A 21,417-nucleotide genomic window follows, 5' to 3' on the forward strand; every position below is an offset into this window, starting at 1 on the left:
CAGGGCCGGGCATCGGCAACGCCGGCCAAGCTAACGATGCGGCGCATGAATCCCTGCTAGACAGCCACTGACCGCTGCATGGTCACCGCGCCGCTGGCGCCTGGCACGTGCGCGTGCCTGTGGGGTCCGCTGGCTCATTCGGTGTCCAGGTTGCCCTGCTCTTTCGCTTCCACCGCACGCTCGCTGGAGCTGGCCACGCAGTCGCCGCGCACCGCATCGGCCGGCACCAGCCACCAGCGCCGGCGGTTAGCCACGCCCACCAACTGGCTGCGGCTGCGATCCACGCAGGCCAGCAATGCGGTCTCTTGCACCATCAGCCAGCGCTGGCCGGGTTGTTCTGCCTGCCAGGCCACGCCGCGCTGCAATTGGGTTTCCCATGGCACCTTGAAGCCGAAGGTCTGCGCCGGGCGATCGGCCATCAGCAGGTTCTGCTCCTTCCACGCCACCAGCCCGAGTTGCGCATCCGGGCCGATGCGGCGCCCGGCCTCGCGCATCACCGCTCCGGCCGAACTGGAATCGTTGAAGATGGGGTAGCAGACCAGGCCGAACGCCACCCACCACGCGCCCAGCAGCGAGACCACCGCAAACGCGGAGCGACGCACGCGCATCAGCAGCAGGCTAGCGATGCCCCAGGTGCCTACCGCGAGCAGCAGCCAGCCGAGCGGGTCGGTGGCTTCGCTGCCGACCCCGCGGCTGTCCATGATCTTCTGCTCAAAACCCGGGTGCCCGATCAGCATTGCCGCGCCACCCGCGCTGAACACCAGCGCCAGCAGCAACCCGAACCCGAACAGCAGCCGCTGCACACCAGCCCGGCGCAGCAGGCCTGGCACCAACGGCGCCAGCGCCAGGCAGAACATCGGCAGCGCCGGCAGGATGTACACATCGCGCTTGCCGCTGGGAATGGTGAAGAACACCAGCACCAGCAGCCACCAGGCCAGCGGCAGCAGATAGCGCGGATCGCGCCGCTTGAGCCGGCGCCTCCACGCTGGAATCGCCCACGGCAGCAGCAGGATGGTCGGCAGCCACATCGTGGCCATGCTTTGCAGGTGGTACCAGACCGGCTGCGCATGATCCCAGGACTTGGCGTAGCGCTTGGCGGTCTGGCGCAGCAGGATGTCGTTGAGATACACGCGGTATTCGGGCTGGCCGGCGGTGAGCGCGGTCACCATCATCGGCACGAACCACAGCAGGATCGCCACGAAGAAGAACAGCGGCCCCAACCAAAAGCGCCGGTCGCGCACATGCACGCGCACGCCCGGCCAGCCACGCGCTGCGGCAATCCCGGCCGGGATCAGCATCAGCAGCGCGATGATGCCCACGCCCTTGGTGATCACGCCCAAGCCGGCGGCGAACCAGCCCAGCGTCCACCAACGCCAGGCCGGACCCATCAGCAGATGGCGCAGCAAGCCGTAATTGGCCAGGGTGATCCAGAACACCACCAGCGGATCGATCTGCGCTTTCTTGGCCTGAAAGGTGAAGTGCAGCGTAAACAGCAGCATCCAGGCCGCATAAACCCCGACGCGGCGTGTCCACAGCCGCCGGCCCAGATCGTAGACGCAGGCCAGCGTGCCCAACGCGGCGAGCAACGAGGGCAGCAAAAACGCCACCCGCCAGTTGCCCAGCAGCGTGTAGAACAACGCCTGCAGCCACATCAGCATCGGCGGCTTGTCCGAATACAGCTCGTTGCCGCGATGCGGGAACAACCAGTCGCCGCTCACCACCATCTGCTTGGCGACCAGCGCAAAGCGCGGCTCGTCCGCCGGCCACGGGTCACGCAAGCCCAAGCCCGCGCCGATCACCAGCACGGCGGTGATGGCCAGCAACCAGACATCGGTGGAAGCGCGGTTCTTGAGCATGTTGGGCCGCAGTCGGACGCAGAGGGTGGAGCGCTGAGCTCAGCGCGCGATCAGGAGGCTTTTAGCAAAAGCGCGTAGAAGAATCCGTCGCAGTGCTGCTCGCCTGGAAACCGCTGACGTCCGGGGCCGGCCGCATGCCCGAACTGCGCACCCAAGGGCTGCGCTTGTGCGTCGGCGGTGCGTTGCAGGAATGCCTCGACCTGGGTCTGGTTCTCGCGTGCCAACAGCGAGCAGGTGGTGTACAGCAACTGCCCACCTGGGCGCAGCGTGCGCCAAGTCGCATCCAGCAGCCGCGCCTGCAGCGCACACAACGCATCGATATCGTCGGCACGCCGGTGCAACAGCACATCCGGTTGACGGCGCACCACGCCGGTGGCCGAACACGGCGCGTCCAGCAGCACCGCATCGAAGGGCTGGCCATCCCACCACGCATCCGTGTCTGCAGCATCGGCCGCATGCAAGGCGACCTGGGCGTTTGGCACGGTACGCTGCAAGGTCTGCTGCACGCGCTCCAGGCGGCGCGCATCCACATCCAGCGCAGTGAGCTGCAACCCGGGATAACGCTCCAGCAGATGCGCCGCCTTGCCGCCCGGCGCGGCGCAGGCATCGAGCACGCGTGCCGACGGCGCCAACGTCAGCGCATCGGCCACCTGCTGCGCAGAGCCGTCTTGCACCGAAACATCGCCTTCGGCAAAGCCTGGCAACTGGCTTACCGGCACTGCGCTGTGCAAGCGCACCGCATCCGGCAACACCGCATCGGTGTGTGCACGAATGTCCAATTCGGCAAGTCGTGCGACATAGGCAGCCGGGTCAATGCGCGAACGCTGCACGCGCAACCACATCGGTGCCATCTGCGCACTCGCGGTAAAAATCCCTTCGGCACGATCGCTCCAGTCGGCGCGCAACTGCTTGCGCAGCCACGACGGCCAGCCGGCATCATCCGATACCGCCGGAAATCCTTCGCGCTGGGCGCGCCGCAAAATCGCATTGACCATGCCGGCCTGACGCGGCCGCCCCAGCGCGCGGCATGCATCCACGGTGGCCGACAACGCGGCGTGCGCGGGCAGTTGCAGCACATCGAGCTGGGCGAAGCCGACCATCAGCAGCGCCTTGAGTTCGGCATCGCGGGGCGGCAACGGGCGCTCCAGCCATTGCCGCAGCGCGACGTCATACGCCGGGCGGCGGCGGATGACCGCAAAGCAGATCGCCTCCACCAGTGCGCGGTCGCGCGGATCACCGATCCCGGGCAGCGTCGCGGCCAGCTCGGTTTTCAGCGAGCGGCCCTGTTCGAACACCGCCGTCAGCACGCGTGCGGCTGCCAGGCGCGAGGCAACGCCAGCGGTTGCGGTGTCGGCCGACATCAGCGCAGCGCCGGCAGGTCGCGCCGCGCGTTGAGGTAATCGGCGGCGGTGATCGCCTTGCCACCTTCGCGCTGGAGCACGCGCACCCGCAGTGCACCTTCGCCGCAGGCGATATCGATGCCCTGCTTGCTGGCCGCCAGCAGGGTGCCGGGCGGATGCTGATGCGCCAGCTCCAACGCCACTGCGCCATGCAGGCGCACGCGCTCACCAGCCAGGATCGCCTCGGCCACCGGCCACGGGTTGAATGCGCGCACGCGCCGCGCCAGTTCCTGCGCCGGCTGCGCCCAATCCAATCGCGCCTGCGCCTTGTCCAGCTTGTGCGCGTAGGTCACGCCTTCGGCCGGCTGCGGTTGCGCTACCGGGCGGATGCCGGCGCGCAACAGGCCCAGGCCGTCGGACAACACCTGCGCACCCAGCGCGGCCAGACGGTCGTGCAGCTGACCGCCGGTTTCCTGCTCGCCGATCTCGATGCGCTGCGACAGCAGCACCGGGCCGGTATCCAAACCGGCTTCCATCTGCATCAGGCAGACACCGGTTTCGGTATCGCCAGCCTCGATCGCGCGCTGGATCGGCGCCGCGCCGCGCCAGCGCGGCAGCAGCGAGGCATGCACGTTCCAGCAGCCGTGGGTCGGCGCAGCCAGCACCGCCTTGGGCAGGATCAATCCGTAGGCCACCACCACCATCAAGTCTGCATTGAGCGAACGCAGCGTGGCCAGCGCTTCGGGCGAACGCAGCGTCTGCGGCTGGAACACCGGAATGCCGCGCGCAATTGCCTCGATCTTGACCGGCGAGGGCGTCAACCCGCGGCCGCGCCCGGCGGGCCGATCCGGCTGGGTATACACCGCCACCACCTCATGCCGCTGCGCGGCAGCGCGCAACGAAGCGACAGCGAAATCCGGCGTACCGGCAAAGATGGTTCTCATAGGGCTGGGATTCGGCATTCGGGAGTGGGGATTCGCAACGGCAGGTGTGCTGCCCGGGGCGAGAATGGCGTGGAGCTGAGAGGTAGGAGCAGATTTGTGGGGGGATTTGGAAACTTGGCGCCAGAACCGGCGTTGCCCGTCGCCATCAAGCGCAAGACGGGAATCGCGGCCGGCAATTCGATGCCTGCGACGGCAATGCCTTATCCAATCCCGAATCCCGAGCTTCAAGACCATCCGTCTGCAGACTGGCCGGTATCGCGATGCGCGGGCAAAGCCCATGAGCCAGATCGCAGCAGACTTCGCATTCGAGGGTTCGACACCAGCAGATTCAAAGCAAAAACCCGCTTTTGCCAATCCCGACTCCCCAATCCCGCCCTCAAGCCACGTGCTTACGCTGTTTGGCCAGCTTCTTGCGCACCATTTCGCGCTTGAGCGGCGAGAGATAATCCACGAACAGCTTGCCATCCAGGTGATCCATCTCGTGCTGGATGCAGACGGCCAGCAGGCCATCGGTGTGCAGTTCCTGTGGCTGACCCTGGCGGTCGAGATAGCGCACCGTGATCGCATCGGCGCGGCTGACATCGGCATAGATGCCGGGCACGGATAGGCAGCCTTCCTGATACAGCTGCTCGCCCTGCTTGCTCACGATTTCCGGGTTGACGAACACCTGCGGCAGATTCTTCTCGTCGCTGACGTCGATCACCATGAAACGCTTGTGCACGTCCACCTGACTGGCAGCCAGGCCGATGCCAGGCGCCTCGTACATGGTCTGGAACATGTCATCCAGCAGCGTCTGGAACGCCGGGCTGGTGAGCTCGGCAGCATCAACCGGCACGGCCTTGGTACGCAGCCGCGGGTCGGGAAACTCGAGAATTGGTAGCAAAGCCATGGGGTTACCCGTCTGGGAACACCGGCGCGGCGCCGGCAAGACGGTGTCATTCTAGCGCAATGCTTGCGTGGCGCCCCTGTTTCTGGACTATAGTGCGCGGACCTGTTGGGGAATCAGGCAAGAAGGTACTCATGTTAATCCGACTTCGTACGGTCGTCGCTGCGGCGATGTTGACCGTCGCGACCTACGCTGCCGCGCAAGCGGTGGGCGAGCATCCAGACACCTATGTGGTCCGCAAGGGCGATACCTTGTGGGACATCGCTGGGCGTTTCCTGCAAAAACCATGGCTGTGGCCGGAAATCTGGCAAGCCAATCCGCAAATCCAGAATCCGCACCTGATCTATCCGGGTGACGTGATCAGCCTGGCCTATCTGGACCGCGTCGGCAAAGGCACGATCCAGCCCGGCCCGCGCCAGGAAGCGCCGATCAATGCCATTCCATTGGCCGACGTCGAGCCGTTCCTGAAGAACCTGCGGGTGGTCGACCACTTCGACGAACTGCCTTACGTGGTGGGTCTGGAAGGCGGGCGTTCACGCGCCACCACCGGCCAGGTCGCCTATGTAGTCGGTCTGGAAAACGCACAGCCGGGCCAGCGCTTTGCTGTCGTGCGTCCGACCGTGAAGTTCAGCCTGCCCAAGCACAACGAAGACTTGGACGCGGCCGGTAACATCACCGCCGGCTCGGGCAACATCTGGAAGAGCTTCATCGCGCCGAGCACGCGCCGTGAGTTCCTCGGCTATGAGATGGCGCAGGTCAACATTGGCACCATCACCCGCAGCGCAGCGGGCGGCAACTCCAAGGCAGCGACGCTGCTGTTGCAGGACAGCGGCCGCGAAGTGCGGGCCGGCGATCGTATCGTCGCGGTCGAAGCGCAGCCGTACGACCTGCAGTTCATCCCGCATCCGCCGTCGGAACAGGCGCTGCAGACCGAACTACGCGTGCTGGCCATCTCCGATGCCTTCACTGTCAGCGGCACCCGCGATGTGATCGCCATCTCCGGCGGCGCCCGCGAAGGTATCAACAACGGCACGGTGTTCTCGATCTGGCGCAAGGGTCGCACCGTCAGCGATCGCGTCAAGCATTCGCGCTTCTCGCGGACAGACGACGACTTCAGCGGCCCGTCCGGTTCCACCGTCGGCCTGCCCGACGAGTACGCCTCGCATGCGATGGTGTTCCGCACCTTTGACAAGGTCAGCTATGCGTTGGTGATGGAAAGCGTCAAGCCGACAGGCCTGGGCTATTTCGTCAAGCATCCTGACGCGCAGTAGGCGAAAGTTCCGATGCATCAACGCGACGGCGCCCGAGGGCGCCGTCGTCGTTTACGGCCTAGCCTGGATGCATGGCCCTGACTGCTTCCGACGTGCGCGCATTCCTGATCCTGCTGCTGGCAGGTGGCCGCAGCCCACCGCGCCGAAAATTGCTGGCCTCGTACGGATCGGCGTCCGAGATGCTGGCAGCCGGGCCTGCTGCGTGGCGCTCCGCCGGCTGCGACGAGCTGCAATCTGCGCTACTGCGCACGCCTGACCCGCGTGCGCTGGACACAGCGCTGCGCTGGTGCGAGCAACCGGGGCACCACCTGATCGGCTGGCACGACCCGGATTACCCTGCCTTGCTGCGCCATATCGCCAACCCGCCAATGGCCTTGTTCGTGGACGGCGACCCCAATGCGCTCTGGCACCCGGGCGTGGCGGTGGTCGGCAGCCGCTCGGCCACCGCTGGCGGGCGCGACCACACCCGTGCATTCGCCTCCAGCCTGGCAAGCGCAGGGCTGAGCATCATCAGTGGCATGGCCGCAGGTGTGGATGCGATCGCGCACGAAGCCGCCCTGGCCCAGCATGATGGCATCACCGTGGCGGTGGTCGGCACCGGCACCGATGTGGCCTATCCCGAACGGCACCAGGGTTTGCGCGATCGCATTGCCGAACGCGGCGCGGTGGTCAGTGAGTACCTTCCGGGCACCGCCCCGGTCGCAGCGCATTTTCCGGCCCGCAACCGCATCATCGCCGGGCTGGCATTGGGGACGCTGGTGGTCGAAGCGGCCATGCGCTCGGGCGCACTAATTACCGCCCGGCTGGCGGCCGAGGCCGGGCGCGAGGTGTTCGCCTTGCCCGGCTCCTTGCACAATCCGCTCGCACGTGGCTGCCATCACCTGATTCGGCAGGGCGCCACCTTGGCGCAAGAGCCGGCTCAGGTCATCCAGGGACTGGGCCAGCTGTCGGGCGAATTGGCCAGCGCCTTGCGCGAGCGCCTAGCCGCCCCCACTGAGTTGCCCAGGAAGACAAAGACCGGCGCTGGCGCCGGTCTTGCCCGCTCCGATCCCGACTACCAGCGCTTGTGGCAAGCGCTGGGCCACGACCCAACCTCTATGGATTCATTGGTGCAGCGCACCGGATTGACGGCCGCCGCGCTGTCCTCCATGCTGCTCATCATGGAACTGGAGGGAGACGTGGTCACCGAGCACGGTCGCTATACCCGCAATCCTTAGTTTCTTCACCTCCACAGCGTCGCGCGACGCAGGCCGAGGGCAATGAAAGAGAGCATTCTCGATGTACTGCTGTACCTGTTTGAACATTATTTCAGCGAAGACGCGGACCTGGTCCGTGACCGTGACTCGCTTCAGAACGGCCTGATCCAGGCCGGTTTCAGTCCCGCAGAAATCAGCAAAGCCTTTGATTGGCTGGACGCGCTCTCCGAGCAGCGGCCCAGCGTCGCGCGCCCGCATGTAGATGGACCGGTGCGTATCTATCACGGGCCGGAGCTGGACAAGCTTGATCTGGACTGCCGTGGGTTTCTGATGTTCCTTGAGCAACACCGCATTCTCGACGCCGATCAGCGCGAGTTGGTGCTCGACCGCGCCATGGCGCTGGACCAGGACGAACTGGATCTGGACGACCTCAAGTGGGTGGTGCTGATGGTGTTGTTCAACCAGCCCGGCGCCGAAGCGGCCTATGCCTGGATGGAAACCCAGATGTTCCTGGACGAACCTGAACCCGTACACTGAGCGTTGAAGTAGCCACGGATGTGCGTGCAAGGGGACGGGGATGCGCAGTTGGTATTACGCCGATGGTCACCGCCATCGGCACGGTCCGGTGGCCGACGGCACCTTGGTGGGCCTCTATCGCGATCGCGTGATCACCCTGGATACGTTGGTCTGGCGCGAAGGGCTGGACCACTGGTTGCCACTGTCTGCCTGTGCCGACACGCTTGGCCCACCCGTTCCCACTGACGTGTGTGCGGCCGCGGTTCCGCCGTCGTTGCCGCCTGCTGCGGTACAGCCTCCGCGTACGCATTCGTCCGCAATTCCAGCACAGCCGCGCAGCAACTGCCCTGGCTGGCCGCTGGTTGCGGTGGTCGGGTTTTTTGTGCTGGTGGGCGTCATCGGCATCCTCGCCGCGATCGCGTTTCCGGCGTACCACGATTATCTGGGCCGGGACAAGGTTACCCAAGCGGTCGGCGAGTTGGCAGCATTAAATCCGCAGATCGCCGAATTTCTCGCGCGAGAAGGCCGCTGCCCGGTCAATGGCGACGCTGGCTTCAAGCCGCCCGAGCAGTACGCGAGCGAGCGCTTGAGCAGCGTGCGCATCGGCCGCTTCGAGGGCAGCGAATGCGGTATCGAGGCCGTCATCCATGCGCCCAAGTCGGCCAAAATCGACGGCAGGGCGCTGTGGCTGGAGCTGGACGCAGATGCGGCAGCTGGCATTGCAGTTCCGAAATCGACGACAGCCAACTTCCACCGAACTGCCGCGGCTGACCGCCTGCTGCATGCCGATCGCTACACGTTTAGGGGACAACATGACGCAATGGTATTACGCCGACGCACAGCGGCAGCGCCAGGGGCCGGTGGACACGGACACGCTTCGCGCACGCCTGACGCAGGGCATCATCGACCGTTCCAGCCTGGTCTGGCGGGAAGGTCTGGCGCAATGGGTTGCGCTGCACGAAGTGGGGGCCGAACTGGGCCTGGACAGTGCTGCGTCTGCGGCTCCGGGGTCCGCCAGGTCAACGCCTGCGGATGCGCTGATCGATGCGCCGCTGCCGGCTGCGTACCCCGGCGGCAGCGCCTCAGCCACGGCGCCGCCAGCTGCGACCTCACCGTTACATGACCATGTGCCTGAGACATCGCCGTGGCAGCCGGCAGCAGCTGGCGGTGGCATCGTCACTGCCAGTGCCAGCGATGCCGCCGCGACTGACCGCACCAACCACCACCCAGCCGTCGACTCCCCGCTACACCCGCCACACGAACAGGCTCCAACATCGGATGCGTCGGCGTGGTCCACCGCACCAGCAGACACGGCGACCACGCCGCTGACGTCAGGTCCAAGCCTGGCCAAGACCGCGGACGCGACATCGCCACCGGGTTACACCCCGGCAGCTGCGACCACGCCACTTCCAGGCGCCTGGGACGCTCCGGCCTTCGCCGCGCCCGCGGCAAGCGTCGCGCTGCAGGACGCGCCGGTGGTCTACGCCGGCCTGTGGCGGCGCGTGGCCGCCAGCATTCTGGATAGCCTGATCACCACCTTTGCGGTGTACCTGATCGTGATCCCGCTGGTGTTCGTGGTAGCGCTGATAACCACGCGTGGCGATTCGGGTTCGGCGCTGGACGATGGAAGTGCACTCGGCATCGCCATCGTGGTGATGTCCTACGGCATCGGCCTGGCGATCCCGACGCTGTATTTCGCCTGGATGCAATCCAGCCGGCATCAGGCCAGCCTGGGCAAGCTCGCCTGCGGCATCAAGCTGGTGCGCGCCGACAGCAACGGCGGCCGGGTCGGGTTCTGGCGCAATGTATTGCGCTATCTGGCCTACATGCTGATCAGCGTGCTCACCCTGGGCATCGGCGCGATCGTGGCGGCCTTCATGGCCGGCATGACCGAGCGCAAGCAGGCGCCGCACGACAAGGTCTGCGACACCCTGGTCGTGGACCGTTGGGCCTTCACCGAGTATCCGGAACGGCAATCCAGGGGTCTGGATACCGTCTCCATCGTGGTTCTGGCCATTTATGCGGTGATCCTGGTGCTGTCGGTAGTGGTCGTGGCCTTCATGCTGGCGGCGATCAGAATGAGCCAGAGCTAGCAGCTGACGGCGCTGGCCGCTTGACACGGCGGCGTCCGCCATGATCTTTCTAATAAGCGAACTGAACGCCCGGGAGCACTCCCCGGGCGTTTAATGTGTGGGAAACGGCCGATCTGCTTCCCTCGACCGGCCAATTAGGCCACGCTACCCGCCCCCCGGGCTCCGCCCCAAGAAGTTGCCATCATGCCCAAGCACCTGCTCATCGTCGAATCGCCCGCCAAGGCCAAGACGATCAATAAATACCTCGGCAAGGACTTCACCGTCCTGGCCTCGTATGGGCACGTGCGCGACCTGGTCCCCAAGGAAGGCGCAGTCGATCCGGACAACGGCTTTGCGATGCGTTACGACCTGATCGAGAAGAACGAAAAGCACGTCGAAGCCATCGCGCGTGCTGCCAAGGGTGCCGACGACATCTTTCTGGCGACCGACCCGGACCGCGAGGGCGAGGCGATCAGCTGGCACATCGCCGAGATCCTGAAGGAGCGCGGCCTGCTCAAGGACAAGCCGATGCAGCGGGTGGTGTTCACCGAAATCACCCCGCGCGCGATCAAGGAAGCCATGCTCAAGCCGCGCGCGATCGCCGCCGATCTGGTGGATGCGCAGCAGGCGCGCCGCGCGCTGGACTATCTGGTCGGCTTCAATCTGTCGCCGGTGCTGTGGCGCAAGGTGCAGCGCGGCCTGTCCGCTGGCCGCGTGCAATCGCCGGCGCTGCGTATGATCGTCGAGCGCGAAGAAGAGATCGAAGCCTTCATCCCGCGCGAATACTGGTCCATCGATGCGCATTGCCGGCATCCCTCGCAGGCGTTCAACGCGCGCCTGATCAAGCTGGACGGACAGAAATTCGAGCAGTTCACCGTCACCGACGGTGACACTGCCGAGGCCGCACGTTTGCGCATCCAGCAAGCGGCGCAAGGTGTGCTGCATGTGACCGACGTGGCCAGCAAGGAGCGCAAGCGCCGCCCTGCCCCGCCGTTCACCACCTCCACGCTGCAGCAGGAAGCCTCGCGCAAGCTCGGCTTCACCACCCGCAAAACCATGCAGGTGGCGCAGAAGTTGTACGAAGGCGTGGCACTCGGCGACGAAGGCTCGGTCGGTCTGATCAGCTACATGCGTACCGACTCGGTGAACCTGTCGCAGGACGCGCTGGCGGAAATCCGCGATGTGATCGCGCGCGACTTCGGCACCGCTTCGCTACCCGACCAGCCCAACGCCTACACCACCAAATCCAAGAACGCGCAGGAAGCCCATGAAGCGGTGCGCCCGACCTCGGCGCTGCGTACGCCGGCACAGGTCGCGCGCTTTTTGTCCGACGACGAGCGCCGCCTGTACGAATTGATCTGGCGCCGCGCGGTGGCCTGCCAGATGATTCCAGCCACGCTCAACACCGTCAGCGTGGACCTGTCGGCCGGCAGCGAGCACGTGTTCCGCGCCAGCGGCACCACCGTGGTGGTCCCGGGCTTCCTGGCCGTGTACGAAGAAGGCAAGGACACCAAGAGCAGCGAGGACGAAGACGAAGGTCGCAAGCTGCCGCTGATGAAGGCCGGCGACAACATTCCGCTGGACCGCATCGTCACCGACCAACACTTCACCCAGCCGCCGCCGCGCTTCACCGAAGCGGCGCTGGTCAAGGCGCTGGAGGAATACGGCATCGGCCGTCCGTCCACCTACGCCTCGATCATTCAGACCCTGCAGTTCCGCAAGTACGTCGAGATGGAAGGCCGCAGCTTCCGCCCCACTGACGTCGGCCGTGCAGTGTCCAAGTTCCTGTCCGGGCATTTCACCCGCTACGTCGATTACGACTTCACCGCCAATCTGGAAGACGATCTGGATGCGGTGTCGCGTGGCGAAGCCGAGTGGATTCCGTTGATGGAAAAGTTCTGGGGCCCGTTCAAGGAATTGGTCGAAGACAAGAAAGACTCGTTGGACAAGACCGATGCCGGCAGCGTGCGCGTGCTTGGCACCGACCCGGTCAGCGGCAAGGAAGTCAGCGCGCGCATCGGCCGCTTCGGCCCGATGGTGCAGATCGGCACCGTGGAAGACGAGGACAAGCCCACGTTCGCGTCGCTCCGTCCGGGCCAGAGCATCTATTCGATCTCCATCGAAGACGCGCTGGAACTGTTCAAGATGCCGCGCGCACTGGGCCAGGACAAAGACCAGGATGTCAGCGTCGGTATCGGCCGCTTCGGCCCGTTTGCGCGCCGTGGCAGCGTGTATGCGTCACTGAAGAAAGAAGACGATCCGTACACCATCGACCTGGCGCGTGCGGTGTTTCTGATCGAAGAGAAGGAAGAAATCGCGCGCAACCGTGTGATCAAGAACTTCGAAGGCAGCGACATCCAAGTGCTTAATGGCCGCTTCGGCCCGTACATCAGCGACGGCAAGCTCAATGGCAAGATCCCCAAGGATCGCGAGCCGGCGTCGTTGACGTTCGAAGAAGTGCAGCAGCTGCTGGCCGATACCGGCAAGCCAGTGCGCAAGGGCTTTGGTGCGAAGAAGGCCACGCTCAAGAAAAATACGGTCAAGGACTCCTCGCCGAAGCAGCCTGCCGTCAAGAAGACCGCGACCAAGACGGCGGCCAGCAAGACCACTGCAAAGAAAGCGCCGGCTAAGAGGGCCGCTGCCAAGAAAGCCACCAAGCGCGTGGTCAAGAAGACCGTGAGCAAGGCGGCGAACTGAGAGACGCAGCATGGCCCACACACTCACCCTGGATAACGCCGTCGCCACCCTGACCCAGGGCGGCGTGATTGCCTACCCGACAGAAGCGGTGTGGGGCCTGGGCTGCGACCCGCGCCAGGAAGCGGCCGTGATGCGGCTGCTGGAGATCAAGCGGCGCCCGGTCTACAAGGGCGTGATCGTGGTGGCGCCGAGCGTGGACGTATTGCGCGACTGGGTCGACATCGACGCACTGGAGCCGGCACGCCGGCAGGACGTGCTGGCCAGCTGGCCCGGCCCGCATACCTGGATTCTGCCGGTCACCGCACGGGCGCCGCGTTGGGTGACCGGCGAGCATGATGGACTGGCAGTCCGCATCAGCACCCATCCGGTCGTGGCAGCGCTGTGCGCGGCCTGGGGAGCACCGCTGGTGTCGACCAGCGCCAACCTGGCCGGCGAGCCGCCAGCGCGCAGCCGCGCTGCGCTGGACCCGGCCTTGCTGGCAACGATCGACGGTGTGGTGGACGGCGAAGTGGGCACACTGGCGCAGCCCACCCAGATCCGCGACGCGCGCAGTGGCCAGATTCTGCGCGACTGAGCGCAGCTGACAAACCACTGCGCAGCCACTCGCTGCCTGCGGTCCTGCTCGGTGTGGTTTGTCTCACTCGCACGCCTATTCTTCGCGCTGCCATCCCCTTTTGAAGGCTGTCGGCAGCAGAGCTCAGCTGAGTGCAGCGTTGTTGTATTCACGCCGCACGCCGTTCAGCCGCGCCCTCTTTGCGGCAGCCGCACAGACGCGCACACTGCGGCCATGCGTACCGTCCTGACCCTTCTGCTGCTGGCCGCGGCGCTGCCTGCCTCGGCCGCCAAGCCCGCGAGCAAGCCCGACCCGAACGTGCGGGTTTACCGCTGCGTGAGCAGCACCGGCACCGTCGCCCTGCAGGACGCGCCCTGCAGCAGCGGTCGCCAGCAGGTGCTGGACATGCAACGCCCGCAGGACCCACCGCCGCGTGCGGCGCGTGCCGAGCCACCGGCGCCGGTCGCCGCAGCGCCCGCGCGCGAGGTCCGCATTGTCACAGTGCAACCGCCGCAGCCGATGTACGAGTGCACCACCGAAGACGGCAACCGCTACACAAGCGACAGCCCGGAAGGCAATCCGCGCTGGGTACCGACCTGGGGGCCGGCCTATGTGGGCAATGGCGTTGGCCGCCCGGTGAATGGCGGCGGCATCCAGCGCCCGCCGATCTCGGTGAACCCGCGCCCGGCAATCTCGATGCAAGGCGGCTCCGGACGAGGAAGCATCCGCGGCAGCGCGAGCTTCGGCGCAGAGACCTATCAGGGCAGCTACCAGGGCGGCTATCAGGGCGGTTACAACGACGGCGGCTACGGCGGCACGGTGATCGTGCCGTACGGCAATGTGCAGATCCGCGACGAATGCCATGCCCTGCCCGCGCAGGAAGTCTGCGCGCGCCTAGCCGACCGCCGCTGGGAGCTGATCCGCCGCTACAACAGCGCGCTGCAAAGCGAGCGCGAAGATCTCAGCCGCGAACAGCGCGGTATCGAAGCGCGCCAGCAACGCGACTGTGGCGGCGCATGAGGCGCTGGCAGCTGTTGGTCATGATGGCGTTGAGCATGACCGCGATGGGTTCGCTGGCCGACGCGCAGGAAGTGGCGATCTACCGCTGCACCGATCCCACCGGTGCGCTGACGGTGCAGAACATGCCGTGCCCGAAAGGCATGCAGCAGCAGAAGAAGCTAATGACCGCACCGGCGGCGGTGCCCTTCGCGCCAGGCGGAGTCACCGCATCGCCGGCACGTGCGACGCCGGCGACGCAACCACGCGCTGCTGCGCCAGCGGCTGCATCGGCGCCAGTGGCACCTACCACGCCCGTCGCACCACCAGTACCGGCGGTGACCTCTACCTCGACGCTGCCGCCGCCACCGCTGTTCGAGTGCACCACGCACGACAACGGGCGTTACTTCACCGAAGACCGCGAACCCGCCACGCGCTGCTTGCCGATGCAGACCACGAATCTGGCCGGCGGGCCGGCGACCGGTGGCGGCAGCGCCTGCGAAGTGGTCACCGACCGCTGCGCGCCGGTGCCCGACCAGAGCCTGTGCGAGGCCTGGCGCAAACGCGCCGAGCAGGCCGAATCCACCTGGCGCTTCTCCGACGAAGCGCAAGCGGCCGAACGCAAACAGCGCTTTTATCAGATGCGCCGGGTACTCGACGAAAGCCGCTGCGCAAATCCGGCCGCAGCGCCCTGAGTGCGTTTGCTGCTGTGTCTGGGCACGCATGCAGGTGCAGGAATGTGACCCGCTGAGTCGGTACGTCTGCGCTGCTGCACCGCCCTTTTGCAAGCGGCTGACGGCAACCTGGCAAGCACTCACCAGATGGATGAGAACTGCGCGCTCAACCCGGTATACGCAAGAACATGCCGGCTCAGCGCGCCTGTAAAGCCAATCGCGCGATGACGGTGATTGATTGGCCGCGCTAAAACCCGTACCGCAAGAATCCGCCATCCACCGCGATGCATTCGCCGGTGATGTAACTGGCGGCGGGCAGACACAGAAACCCCACCGCGGCGGCCACTTCTTCCGGTTCGCCGATGCGCCGCATCGGGGTGCGTTCGATCACCTGCTCGTAGTAATCCGGATCCGACAACGGTCCAGAGGTGCGACGTGTGCGGATGTACCACGGCGCCACCGCGTTGACGCGGATGCCGTCTTCGGCCCATTCCACCGCCAGGTTGCGCGTCATCTGCTGCAACGCCGCCTTGGTCATGCCGTACGGCGCACCGCTGCGCACATGCATGATGCCGGAGACACTGCCGACATTGACGATCGCCGAGGCAGCATGTTGCGTCAGCAACGGATGCGCATAACGCGACAATTCGAAGGCGGAAAACACATTGGTTTCGAAGATGCCGCGCCACTCGTCCTCGGTGTAGTCGATCGCGGCGCGGGTGACGTTGCCGCCGGCATTATTGATCAGTAGATGCAAGCCATCAGCGTGGTCTTCCACCCAATCCAGGATCGCGCGGCGCTCTTCATCGTCGGACACATCGGCGGCAAGCCCGTGCAGTTCGCGCTCGGGAAATTCCTCGGCAAGTTCATCGCGTGCCTGCGCCAGAGCATCGGCATCGCGCGCCACCATCAGCAGGTCGGCGCCGAAGCCGAGCAGTTCGCGCGCAATGGCCAGGCCAATCCCGGCGCTGGCGCCGGTGATGAGGGCGGTCTGTCCATCCAGCCGCCAACGGTGTGTTGTCACGTGGGTGATCCTCTTCAATCCGCAGGAAACGGCCGCTGCTGCGCAATTGACGCGCACGCGTGGCCCGAGCGTTAGGATACCGCCACCCCAAGCGAGGTCACGACGATGAAGATGCAGTGGATGCTTGCAGCGGGCCTGGCATTGTCGCTGAGCGCCTGTCAGCGGCCGCAGCCCGCGCCCACCGAACAGAAGCCCGACCCGCAGGCCACCGCGCTGCGCGACCACATCCAGGAACCGTTGAACAAGGCGCACGCGGTGCAGGCCGCAACCGATCAGGCGGCCGACGATCAGCGCAAGGCGATCGATGCCGCCACGCAGTAGCGAAACCTCGGTAACCGGGTGAACTGGCGCCCTGAAGCGCCTGCTTTTGGTGCCAATCAGCGCATGGATGTGCCAATACGTGTCGGTGAACGCCTGCCAAGGCTGTAGCTGCGCTCAGCACGACATGCGCGATGGCGAGTGGCTGATGGTTGCACGCTCGACGATTCCTGCATGGGTCTTGCGGTCTGCTTCGTTCGTTCGGCCGTTCAAACCACCGCATCACCCGCGCGCGCACAACAACGCCGGCACATGGCCGGCATTGCGATGCATCACTCGCTCACTGAGCGCGCCGCATCAGAATCCGCAGAAGCAATACGCCAGCGACTTGACCGGCGTGCCGCCTGCCTTGCTGTCGTGCACGGCGCTTTCGACAAAGCGCAGCTGCGTATCCACTTCCGGCAACGAGCGGGCCACTAATGCGCGTGCCATGCCCGAGTCGCTCAGCATCCAGGCGCCCATGCGGCTGCCGGCAAACCCGCTCATCAACTGCGAGAACGGCGTAGCCGGCTTTTCCACATAGCGCACGCGGAACTTGCCGCGGCTCAGCTTGGCGCGGTCGGCCGCATCGGCTACCGCTTCCTGCATGCCGCCGAAGGCATCCACCAACCCACGCTCCTTGGCCTGCGCGCCGCTCCACACACGCCCACGCGCAACCTTGTCGATCGCATCCACCGACTGGTGACGCGCCTGCGCCACCTTGCCGGTGAAGTCGGCGTAGCCCTTGTTGATCACCGCCTGGATGACCTGGCCGGCCGCCGGATCCAGCGGACGGGTGATGTCGAACGCACCGGCGAACCGCGTGGTGCCCACGCCGTCGGTGTGCACGCCAATCTTATCCAGCGCGCGGGTCAGGTTCGGCACCATGCCGAAGATGCCGATAGAACCGCTGATGGTCGACGGATCGGCGTAGATGCGATCGGCATTCATGCTGATCCAGTAGCCGCCGGAAGCGGCCAGATCGCCCATCGACACCACCACCGGCTTACCGGCCTGCTTGAGCGCGACCACTTCGCGGCGGATCTGCTCAGAGGCGAACACTTCGCCGCCGGGCGAATCCACGCGCAGCACCACCGCCTTCACTTTCTCGTCGTCACGCGCCTGGCGCAGCAGCGCCGCAGTGGACTCGCCACCGATGCGTCCGGCCGGCTGTTCGCCGCCGCTGATTTCGCCGGTCGCCACCACCACGGCCACCTGCGGGCGGCTGTCCATCGGCGAACCCTGGGCCTGCAACTGGCTCAGATAATCGTTGAACCCGATATTGCGGAAACCGCTGTCGGCATCGCTGTCGGCCACGCCGCGCTTGACCAGCAACGCATCGACTTCTTCGCGGGTCTTGAGCCCGTCCACCAGCTTCTGTTGCAGCGCGAACTTGGCCAGGTCGCCACCGGCGGCGGCCACGCCTTCGGGCAGCGTATCGATGCCGGCGGTCAGCTGCGCCGGGCTCAGCTTGCGCGCGGTGCCGATGTCGGCCAGATAGCGCTGCCATACATCGTTCATCCAGAACAGATCCGCTTCTTTGGCATCGGCCGAGGCCGCGTCGAGGATGTACGGCTCGGCCGCAGACTTGTACTCGCCCACGCGGAACAGATGAACGTCCACGCCGAGCTTGTCCTGCAGGCCTTCGCGGAAGTACTGGCGATAGCGGCCTAGGCCTTCCAGCATCACGCTGCCCATCGGGTCCAGATACACCTCGTTGGCCTGCGCAGCGAGCAGGTACTGGCCCTGGCTCATGCTCTCGCTGAAGGCCACGATCTGCTTGCCGGAGGCACGCAGCTTCTGCAGCGCAGCGGCCACTTCGCGCTGCGAGGCAAAACCGGACGGCTGGAACTTGTCCAGATTCAACAGCACGCGCTCGATCTTGCGGTCCTTGCCAGCCGCCTCGATCACCCGCACCAGGTCGCGCAGCTGCACTTCTTCAGCGCTCTTGTCGCCCACTGCCTTGGCCAGCGACCGGCTCACCGGGTCAGCGCTGAACTGCTCGACCAGCGTGCCTTCCGGGTTGATCACCAGGGTGGTGCGCTCGGCCAGCGGCTTGCTGCCGTCGCCACGCGCGAGCGCCACCACGAACAACAGCAGCAGCAAAAACAGGAAACCGAAGAACACCAGGTTGAAAATGAGGCGCCGGGTGAAATTCATCACATCCCACAGGCCGACGAAGAAGCTGGCGATGGGACTGCGACGCACGGGGTGGTTCATGGAAAACTCCGTCGAAAGACGCTGCATATAGATCGATGGTGCCCAGCATACCGGCTGCGCAGCGCGCGCGGCATGCGCAGGAAGTCAGAGTGTCGCGGTGGCGGTCAGCCGCCGGCTGGTCTGGCGGAAGCGCAGCCCCATCAGGATCGAGGCCACCGTCAGGCCCAGGATCAGGCCGACCCACATGCCCTTCGGTCCCCAGCCCAGCCCCAGGCCAAGCCCGGCGCCGATCGGCATGCCCACGCCCCAGTACGAAAACATCGCCAGGAACATCGGCACGCGGGTGTCCTTGAGCCCGCGCAGCGCGCCGGCCGAGAGCACCTGAATGCCATCGGGAAACTGGAATGTGGCGGCAAACAGCAGCAACACCGAAGCTAGCGCGGCCACCGCCACATCGTCGGTATAGACGCCGACGATGGCATCGTGGCCCAGCAGCAGCGCACTGGCCGATAACGCTTGAGTGCCCAGCACGATGGCATAGCCGGCCCAGGCCGCGCGCCGCATGCCCAGCGGGTCGCCGCGCCCCACCGCATGGCCAACGCGCACGGTGGTGGCCTCGGCCACGCCCATCGGGATCATGAAACACAGCTGCGCAACGTTGATCGCAATCTGGTGCGCGGCCGCTTCGGTGGAGCCCAGCCGACCGATCAACAACGCGGCGACGATAAACAGCCCGCCTTCCATCAACACGGTGATGCCGATCGGCAAGCCGGTGCGCAGCAACTCGCCGATGGCGCGCCAGCGCGGGCCTTCCAGGTGGGTGAACAAGTGCAGATGCGCAAAGCGCCGCGCGCGCCCCAAATACAGCGCGAATACGCTCGCCTGCACCCACATGGTGATGGCCGAGGCCATGCCCAGCCCTTCAGCACCGTGCTCGGCAAAGCCGAACTTGCCGTAGGTCAGCGCATAGCCCAGCGGCGCCAGCACCAGCAGACCGCCAAAGCCCAGCAGCATGGTCGGCAGCGTCCAGTGCATGCCCTCGCTGAGGTAGCGCATGCAGAAGTAGAACGTCAGCGCGGGTACGCCCCAGCGCACTGCATGCAGAAAGTCGGTGGCGCCAGGCACGATGTCCGGCGCAATCCCAAAGGTAGGCAGTAGCGGCGGCACCACGCTCAGGAATGTGAACATCAGCGCACTCAGCCCCAGCGACAGCCACAGCGCCTGCCGGAACAGCGGCCCGATCTCGCGCTCGCGGCCGGCGCCCATCAGCTGCGAGACCGAGGCGGTCAATGAGATCAGCGTGCCAATCGGCACCAGCATCGGCAGCCACAATAGCGAGGTGCCAATGGTCACCGCAGCCAGCGTGGCGGTGCCGTGGTGGCCGGCGATGACGTTGTCGACAAACCCGATCAGGCCGGTGGAGACGTGGCCGAGCACCAGCGGCAACGCAAGCAGGCCAGTGGTGCGCACTTCCGAGGCGAAGCCTGGCGTCGCGGACGGAGGTGCAGAAGAAACAGACATGAAAACCAATCGCTGCGCGGACTACGGCCGTGCCGGGAGGCGCTGGCACCGGGTCGCGTGGGCCGTCTATCTTACCCGGACTTTCCGACTGCGGCCTTGTCGCTCACGTGGGTAGCCTGCTGCGCGTAAGCGCGTGCGGACAAAAACGCGAAGGCTGCTACCACCGGGCCAGCGCGGGATACCGTTGCACGCGTGCGCCAACGCTGCTCCTTCGGGATCACATCTTCGGCAACGCGCCCTTCCCACGACCCGCCAACCGGACCTGGCTCATGTCACTGCATTCGACCGCGCACCACCGCACGGATTGCGAAAACTGTTCGACTGCATTGCACGGCGCGTTCTGCCACGCCTGCGGGCAAAGCGCGCATAACCGGTGCGCAGCGTCGCGCATGCGGTGGAAGAAGTCTTCGAATCGTTCTGGCATCTGGATAGGCGCATCTTCCGCACCCTGCGCGATCTGCTGGTGCCCGGACGCCTGGCACTGCGTTTGCTGAGCGGCCAACGCGTGCGCTATGTGGCGCCGATGCGGCTATTCTGATCCTGAGCTTGTTGACGTTCTTCATCGCGCGCATCGCCGTGCACGCGTCCGACGCAGACGACGACGCCACGGCGCCCGGTACCAGCCAGACCACGGTGCCCAAGGATTTCGCGCACGCACGCCGGCACAGGTGGAAGCGCTGCGCAGGCAACTGGTCGACATACTCACGCAGACGCGCACAGTGGTGCCGACCGGCATCGCGCGCACCAATGCCGAAGCGCAGCGCCGCTTGACGCAGTTGCAGGCCGATGCGCGCCCGACCAGCGCCGTGCCTACCGCGGAGACAGACAACGACAGCACGTTCTTTTCAGTGATGGGCAAGCCGTGGGATCCGGTGAGCAACCCGCTGCACTATGCGGCGCTACCGCAATTGGCCAACCGCTGGATCAACACGCAACTGAGCCACATCCGCGACAACGTGCCGCGCCTGCGCAGCAATCCGCAGCTGCTCTACAACGCATTCTTCGCAGCGGTGCCGTCTGCGTTGCTGATGCTGGTGCCGCTGTTTGCGCTGCTGTTGCGGGTGTTTTATGTCCGCAGCGGGCAGGTGTATCTGGAGCATCTGGTGGTGGCGTTATACAGCCATGCATTTTTGTGTCTGAACCTGCTGGTGCAGCTGTTGTTGTCGCTACTCAGCGATGCCTTGGCGCATATTGCCAGCCCGATCACCTGGAGTATTGGACTGGTGCAGTTCGGCCTGACGGTGTGGATGCCGGTGTATCTGCTGTGGATGCAGCGACCCGTGTATGCGCAGTCATGGTTGATCACCGTGCTCAAGTACGTCGGACTGAGCGGGGTGTATCTGGTGTTCGTGACGGTTGCCGCGGCGCTGTTGATGGTGGCGAGTCTGGCGCGTCTTTGATGCGGCGCCGATGT

General features: G+C 65.7%; 16 protein-coding genes and 2 pseudogenes. 11 read left to right on the forward strand and 7 right to left on the reverse strand.

The window, feature by feature from the left end; genetic code table 11:
- Positions 1 to 134: 134 nt before the first annotated feature.
- The 4 genes from KWO_RS21070 to def all read right to left on the reverse strand — a co-directional run bounded on the left by KWO_RS21070 (position 135) and on the right by def (position 5,029).
- A complete protein-coding gene (locus KWO_RS21070; protein ID WP_010370036.1) occupies positions 135 to 1,856 on the reverse strand; it encodes an ArnT family glycosyltransferase in 1,722 nt (573 codons plus the stop codon).
- A 50-nt stretch (positions 1,857 to 1,906) separates the two neighbouring features.
- Positions 1,907 to 3,217 carry a 16S rRNA (cytosine(967)-C(5))-methyltransferase RsmB gene (gene rsmB, locus KWO_RS21075; protein WP_010376844.1) on the reverse strand — a complete coding sequence of 437 codons (1,311 nt, stop codon included), beginning with the start codon at positions 3,215 to 3,217 and terminating at the stop codon, positions 1,907 to 1,909.
- Positions 3,217 to 4,140 carry a methionyl-tRNA formyltransferase gene (fmt, locus tag KWO_RS21080; RefSeq protein WP_010376845.1) on the reverse strand — a complete coding sequence of 308 codons (924 nt, stop codon included), beginning with the start codon at positions 4,138 to 4,140 and terminating at the stop codon, positions 3,217 to 3,219. Before fmt ends, rsmB begins: the two co-directional genes overlap by 1 nt.
- 376 nt (positions 4,141 to 4,516) lie before the next feature.
- A complete protein-coding gene (def, locus tag KWO_RS21085) occupies positions 4,517 to 5,029 on the reverse strand; it encodes a peptide deformylase (protein WP_010370045.1) in 513 nt (170 codons plus the stop codon).
- A 131-nt stretch (positions 5,030 to 5,160) separates the two neighbouring features.
- On the opposite strand from def, the gene KWO_RS21090 reads away from it, so the two are divergent.
- The 9 genes and pseudogenes from KWO_RS21090 to KWO_RS21130 all read left to right on the forward strand — a co-directional run bounded on the left by KWO_RS21090 (position 5,161) and on the right by KWO_RS21130 (position 15,022).
- On the forward strand, positions 5,161 to 6,297 hold the full coding sequence (locus KWO_RS21090; RefSeq protein ID WP_010370048.1) for a LysM peptidoglycan-binding domain-containing protein: 1,137 nt from the start codon (positions 5,161 to 5,163) through the stop codon (positions 6,295 to 6,297).
- Positions 6,298 to 6,368: 71 nt separating this feature from the next.
- The gene (dprA, locus tag KWO_RS21095; protein ID WP_017112324.1) at positions 6,369 to 7,514 is read left to right on the forward strand and encodes a DNA-processing protein DprA; all 1,146 of its coding nucleotides are present in this window, start codon (positions 6,369 to 6,371) and stop codon (positions 7,512 to 7,514) included.
- Positions 7,515 to 7,556: 42 nt separating this feature from the next.
- Entirely contained in the window at positions 7,557 to 8,030 is a 474-nt protein-coding gene (locus tag KWO_RS21100) for a DUF494 family protein (RefSeq protein WP_010370057.1), read from the forward strand.
- 40 nt (positions 8,031 to 8,070) lie between these two features.
- Positions 8,071 to 8,780: pseudogene (locus tag KWO_RS21105) on the forward strand (pilin).
- Positions 8,781 to 8,821: 41 nt separating this feature from the next.
- Positions 8,822 to 10,102 (forward strand): RDD family protein, encoded by a 1,281-nt coding sequence (locus tag KWO_RS21110; RefSeq protein ID WP_017112322.1) that lies wholly within the window; start codon positions 8,822 to 8,824, stop codon positions 10,100 to 10,102.
- Positions 10,103 to 10,285: 183 nt separating this feature from the next.
- Complete coding sequence (locus KWO_RS21115) at positions 10,286 to 12,778, forward strand: DNA topoisomerase I (RefSeq protein WP_010376861.1); 2,493 nt, start codon at positions 10,286 to 10,288, stop codon at positions 12,776 to 12,778.
- Between the two features lie 10 nt (positions 12,779 to 12,788).
- Positions 12,789 to 13,352: an L-threonylcarbamoyladenylate synthase type 1 TsaC gene (gene tsaC, locus KWO_RS21120; protein WP_010376864.1), complete on the forward strand. Its 564-nt coding sequence runs from the start codon at positions 12,789 to 12,791 to the stop codon at positions 13,350 to 13,352.
- 213 nt (positions 13,353 to 13,565) lie between these two features.
- Positions 13,566 to 14,351: a hypothetical protein gene (locus KWO_RS21125; protein ID WP_010376866.1), complete on the forward strand. Its 786-nt coding sequence runs from the start codon at positions 13,566 to 13,568 to the stop codon at positions 14,349 to 14,351.
- 23 nt (positions 14,352 to 14,374) lie between these two features.
- Complete coding sequence (locus KWO_RS21130) at positions 14,375 to 15,022, forward strand: DUF4124 domain-containing protein (RefSeq protein WP_170962557.1); 648 nt, start codon at positions 14,375 to 14,377, stop codon at positions 15,020 to 15,022.
- A 226-nt stretch (positions 15,023 to 15,248) separates the two neighbouring features.
- Here KWO_RS21130 and KWO_RS21135 read toward each other — a convergent pair whose 3' ends face one another.
- A complete protein-coding gene (locus KWO_RS21135) occupies positions 15,249 to 16,025 on the reverse strand; it encodes an SDR family oxidoreductase (RefSeq protein WP_010370081.1) in 777 nt (258 codons plus the stop codon).
- Between the two features lie 105 nt (positions 16,026 to 16,130).
- Here KWO_RS21135 and KWO_RS21140 point away from each other — a divergent pair, with 105 nt between their 5' ends.
- On the forward strand, positions 16,131 to 16,346 hold the full coding sequence (locus tag KWO_RS21140; RefSeq protein ID WP_010376871.1) for a hypothetical protein: 216 nt from the start codon (positions 16,131 to 16,133) through the stop codon (positions 16,344 to 16,346).
- A 294-nt stretch (positions 16,347 to 16,640) separates the two neighbouring features.
- On the opposite strand, the gene sppA is transcribed toward KWO_RS21140, so the two are convergent.
- Positions 16,641 to 18,542: a signal peptide peptidase SppA gene (gene sppA, locus KWO_RS21145; protein WP_017112321.1), complete on the reverse strand. Its 1,902-nt coding sequence runs from the start codon at positions 18,540 to 18,542 to the stop codon at positions 16,641 to 16,643.
- Between the two features lie 84 nt (positions 18,543 to 18,626).
- Positions 18,627 to 20,003, reverse strand: a complete 1,377-nt coding sequence (locus KWO_RS21150; RefSeq protein WP_010376877.1) for an MATE family efflux transporter — start codon at positions 20,001 to 20,003, stop codon at positions 18,627 to 18,629.
- A gap of 184 nt (positions 20,004 to 20,187) precedes the next feature.
- Between KWO_RS21150 and KWO_RS21155 the strand changes: the two are divergent.
- A pseudogene (locus KWO_RS21155) lies at positions 20,188 to 21,403 on the forward strand (DUF3667 domain-containing protein).
- Positions 21,404 to 21,417: the final 14 nt, after the last annotated feature.

The organism is Xanthomonas vasicola pv. musacearum NCPPB 4379, from assembly GCF_000277895.2.
Classification (GTDB): domain Bacteria; phylum Pseudomonadota; class Gammaproteobacteria; order Xanthomonadales; family Xanthomonadaceae; genus Xanthomonas; species Xanthomonas vasicola.

Coding starts and splice junctions, on each gene's coding strand:
- KWO_RS21070 (WP_010370036.1), bottom strand. CDS start 1,856: ATGCTCAAGAACCGCGCTTCCACCGATGTCTGGTTGCTGGCCATCACC.
- rsmB (WP_010376844.1), bottom strand. CDS start 3,217: ATGTCGGCCGACACCGCAACCGCTGGCGTTGCCTCGCGCCTGGCAGCC.
- fmt (WP_010376845.1), bottom strand. CDS start 4,140: ATGAGAACCATCTTTGCCGGTACGCCGGATTTCGCTGTCGCTTCGTTG.
- def (WP_010370045.1), bottom strand. CDS start 5,029: ATGGCTTTGCTACCAATTCTCGAGTTTCCCGACCCGCGGCTGCGTACC.
- KWO_RS21090 (WP_010370048.1), top strand. CDS start 5,161: ATGTTAATCCGACTTCGTACGGTCGTCGCTGCGGCGATGTTGACCGTC.
- dprA (WP_017112324.1), top strand. CDS start 6,369: ATGGCCCTGACTGCTTCCGACGTGCGCGCATTCCTGATCCTGCTGCTG.
- KWO_RS21100 (WP_010370057.1), top strand. CDS start 7,557: ATGAAAGAGAGCATTCTCGATGTACTGCTGTACCTGTTTGAACATTAT.
- KWO_RS21110 (WP_017112322.1), top strand. CDS start 8,822: ATGACGCAATGGTATTACGCCGACGCACAGCGGCAGCGCCAGGGGCCG.
- KWO_RS21115 (WP_010376861.1), top strand. CDS start 10,286: ATGCCCAAGCACCTGCTCATCGTCGAATCGCCCGCCAAGGCCAAGACG.
- tsaC (WP_010376864.1), top strand. CDS start 12,789: ATGGCCCACACACTCACCCTGGATAACGCCGTCGCCACCCTGACCCAG.
- KWO_RS21125 (WP_010376866.1), top strand. CDS start 13,566: ATGCGTACCGTCCTGACCCTTCTGCTGCTGGCCGCGGCGCTGCCTGCC.
- KWO_RS21130 (WP_170962557.1), top strand. CDS start 14,375: ATGGCGTTGAGCATGACCGCGATGGGTTCGCTGGCCGACGCGCAGGAA.
- KWO_RS21140 (WP_010376871.1), top strand. CDS start 16,131: ATGAAGATGCAGTGGATGCTTGCAGCGGGCCTGGCATTGTCGCTGAGC.
- sppA (WP_017112321.1), bottom strand. CDS start 18,542: ATGAACCACCCCGTGCGTCGCAGTCCCATCGCCAGCTTCTTCGTCGGC.
- KWO_RS21150 (WP_010376877.1), bottom strand. CDS start 20,003: ATGTCTGTTTCTTCTGCACCTCCGTCCGCGACGCCAGGCTTCGCCTCG.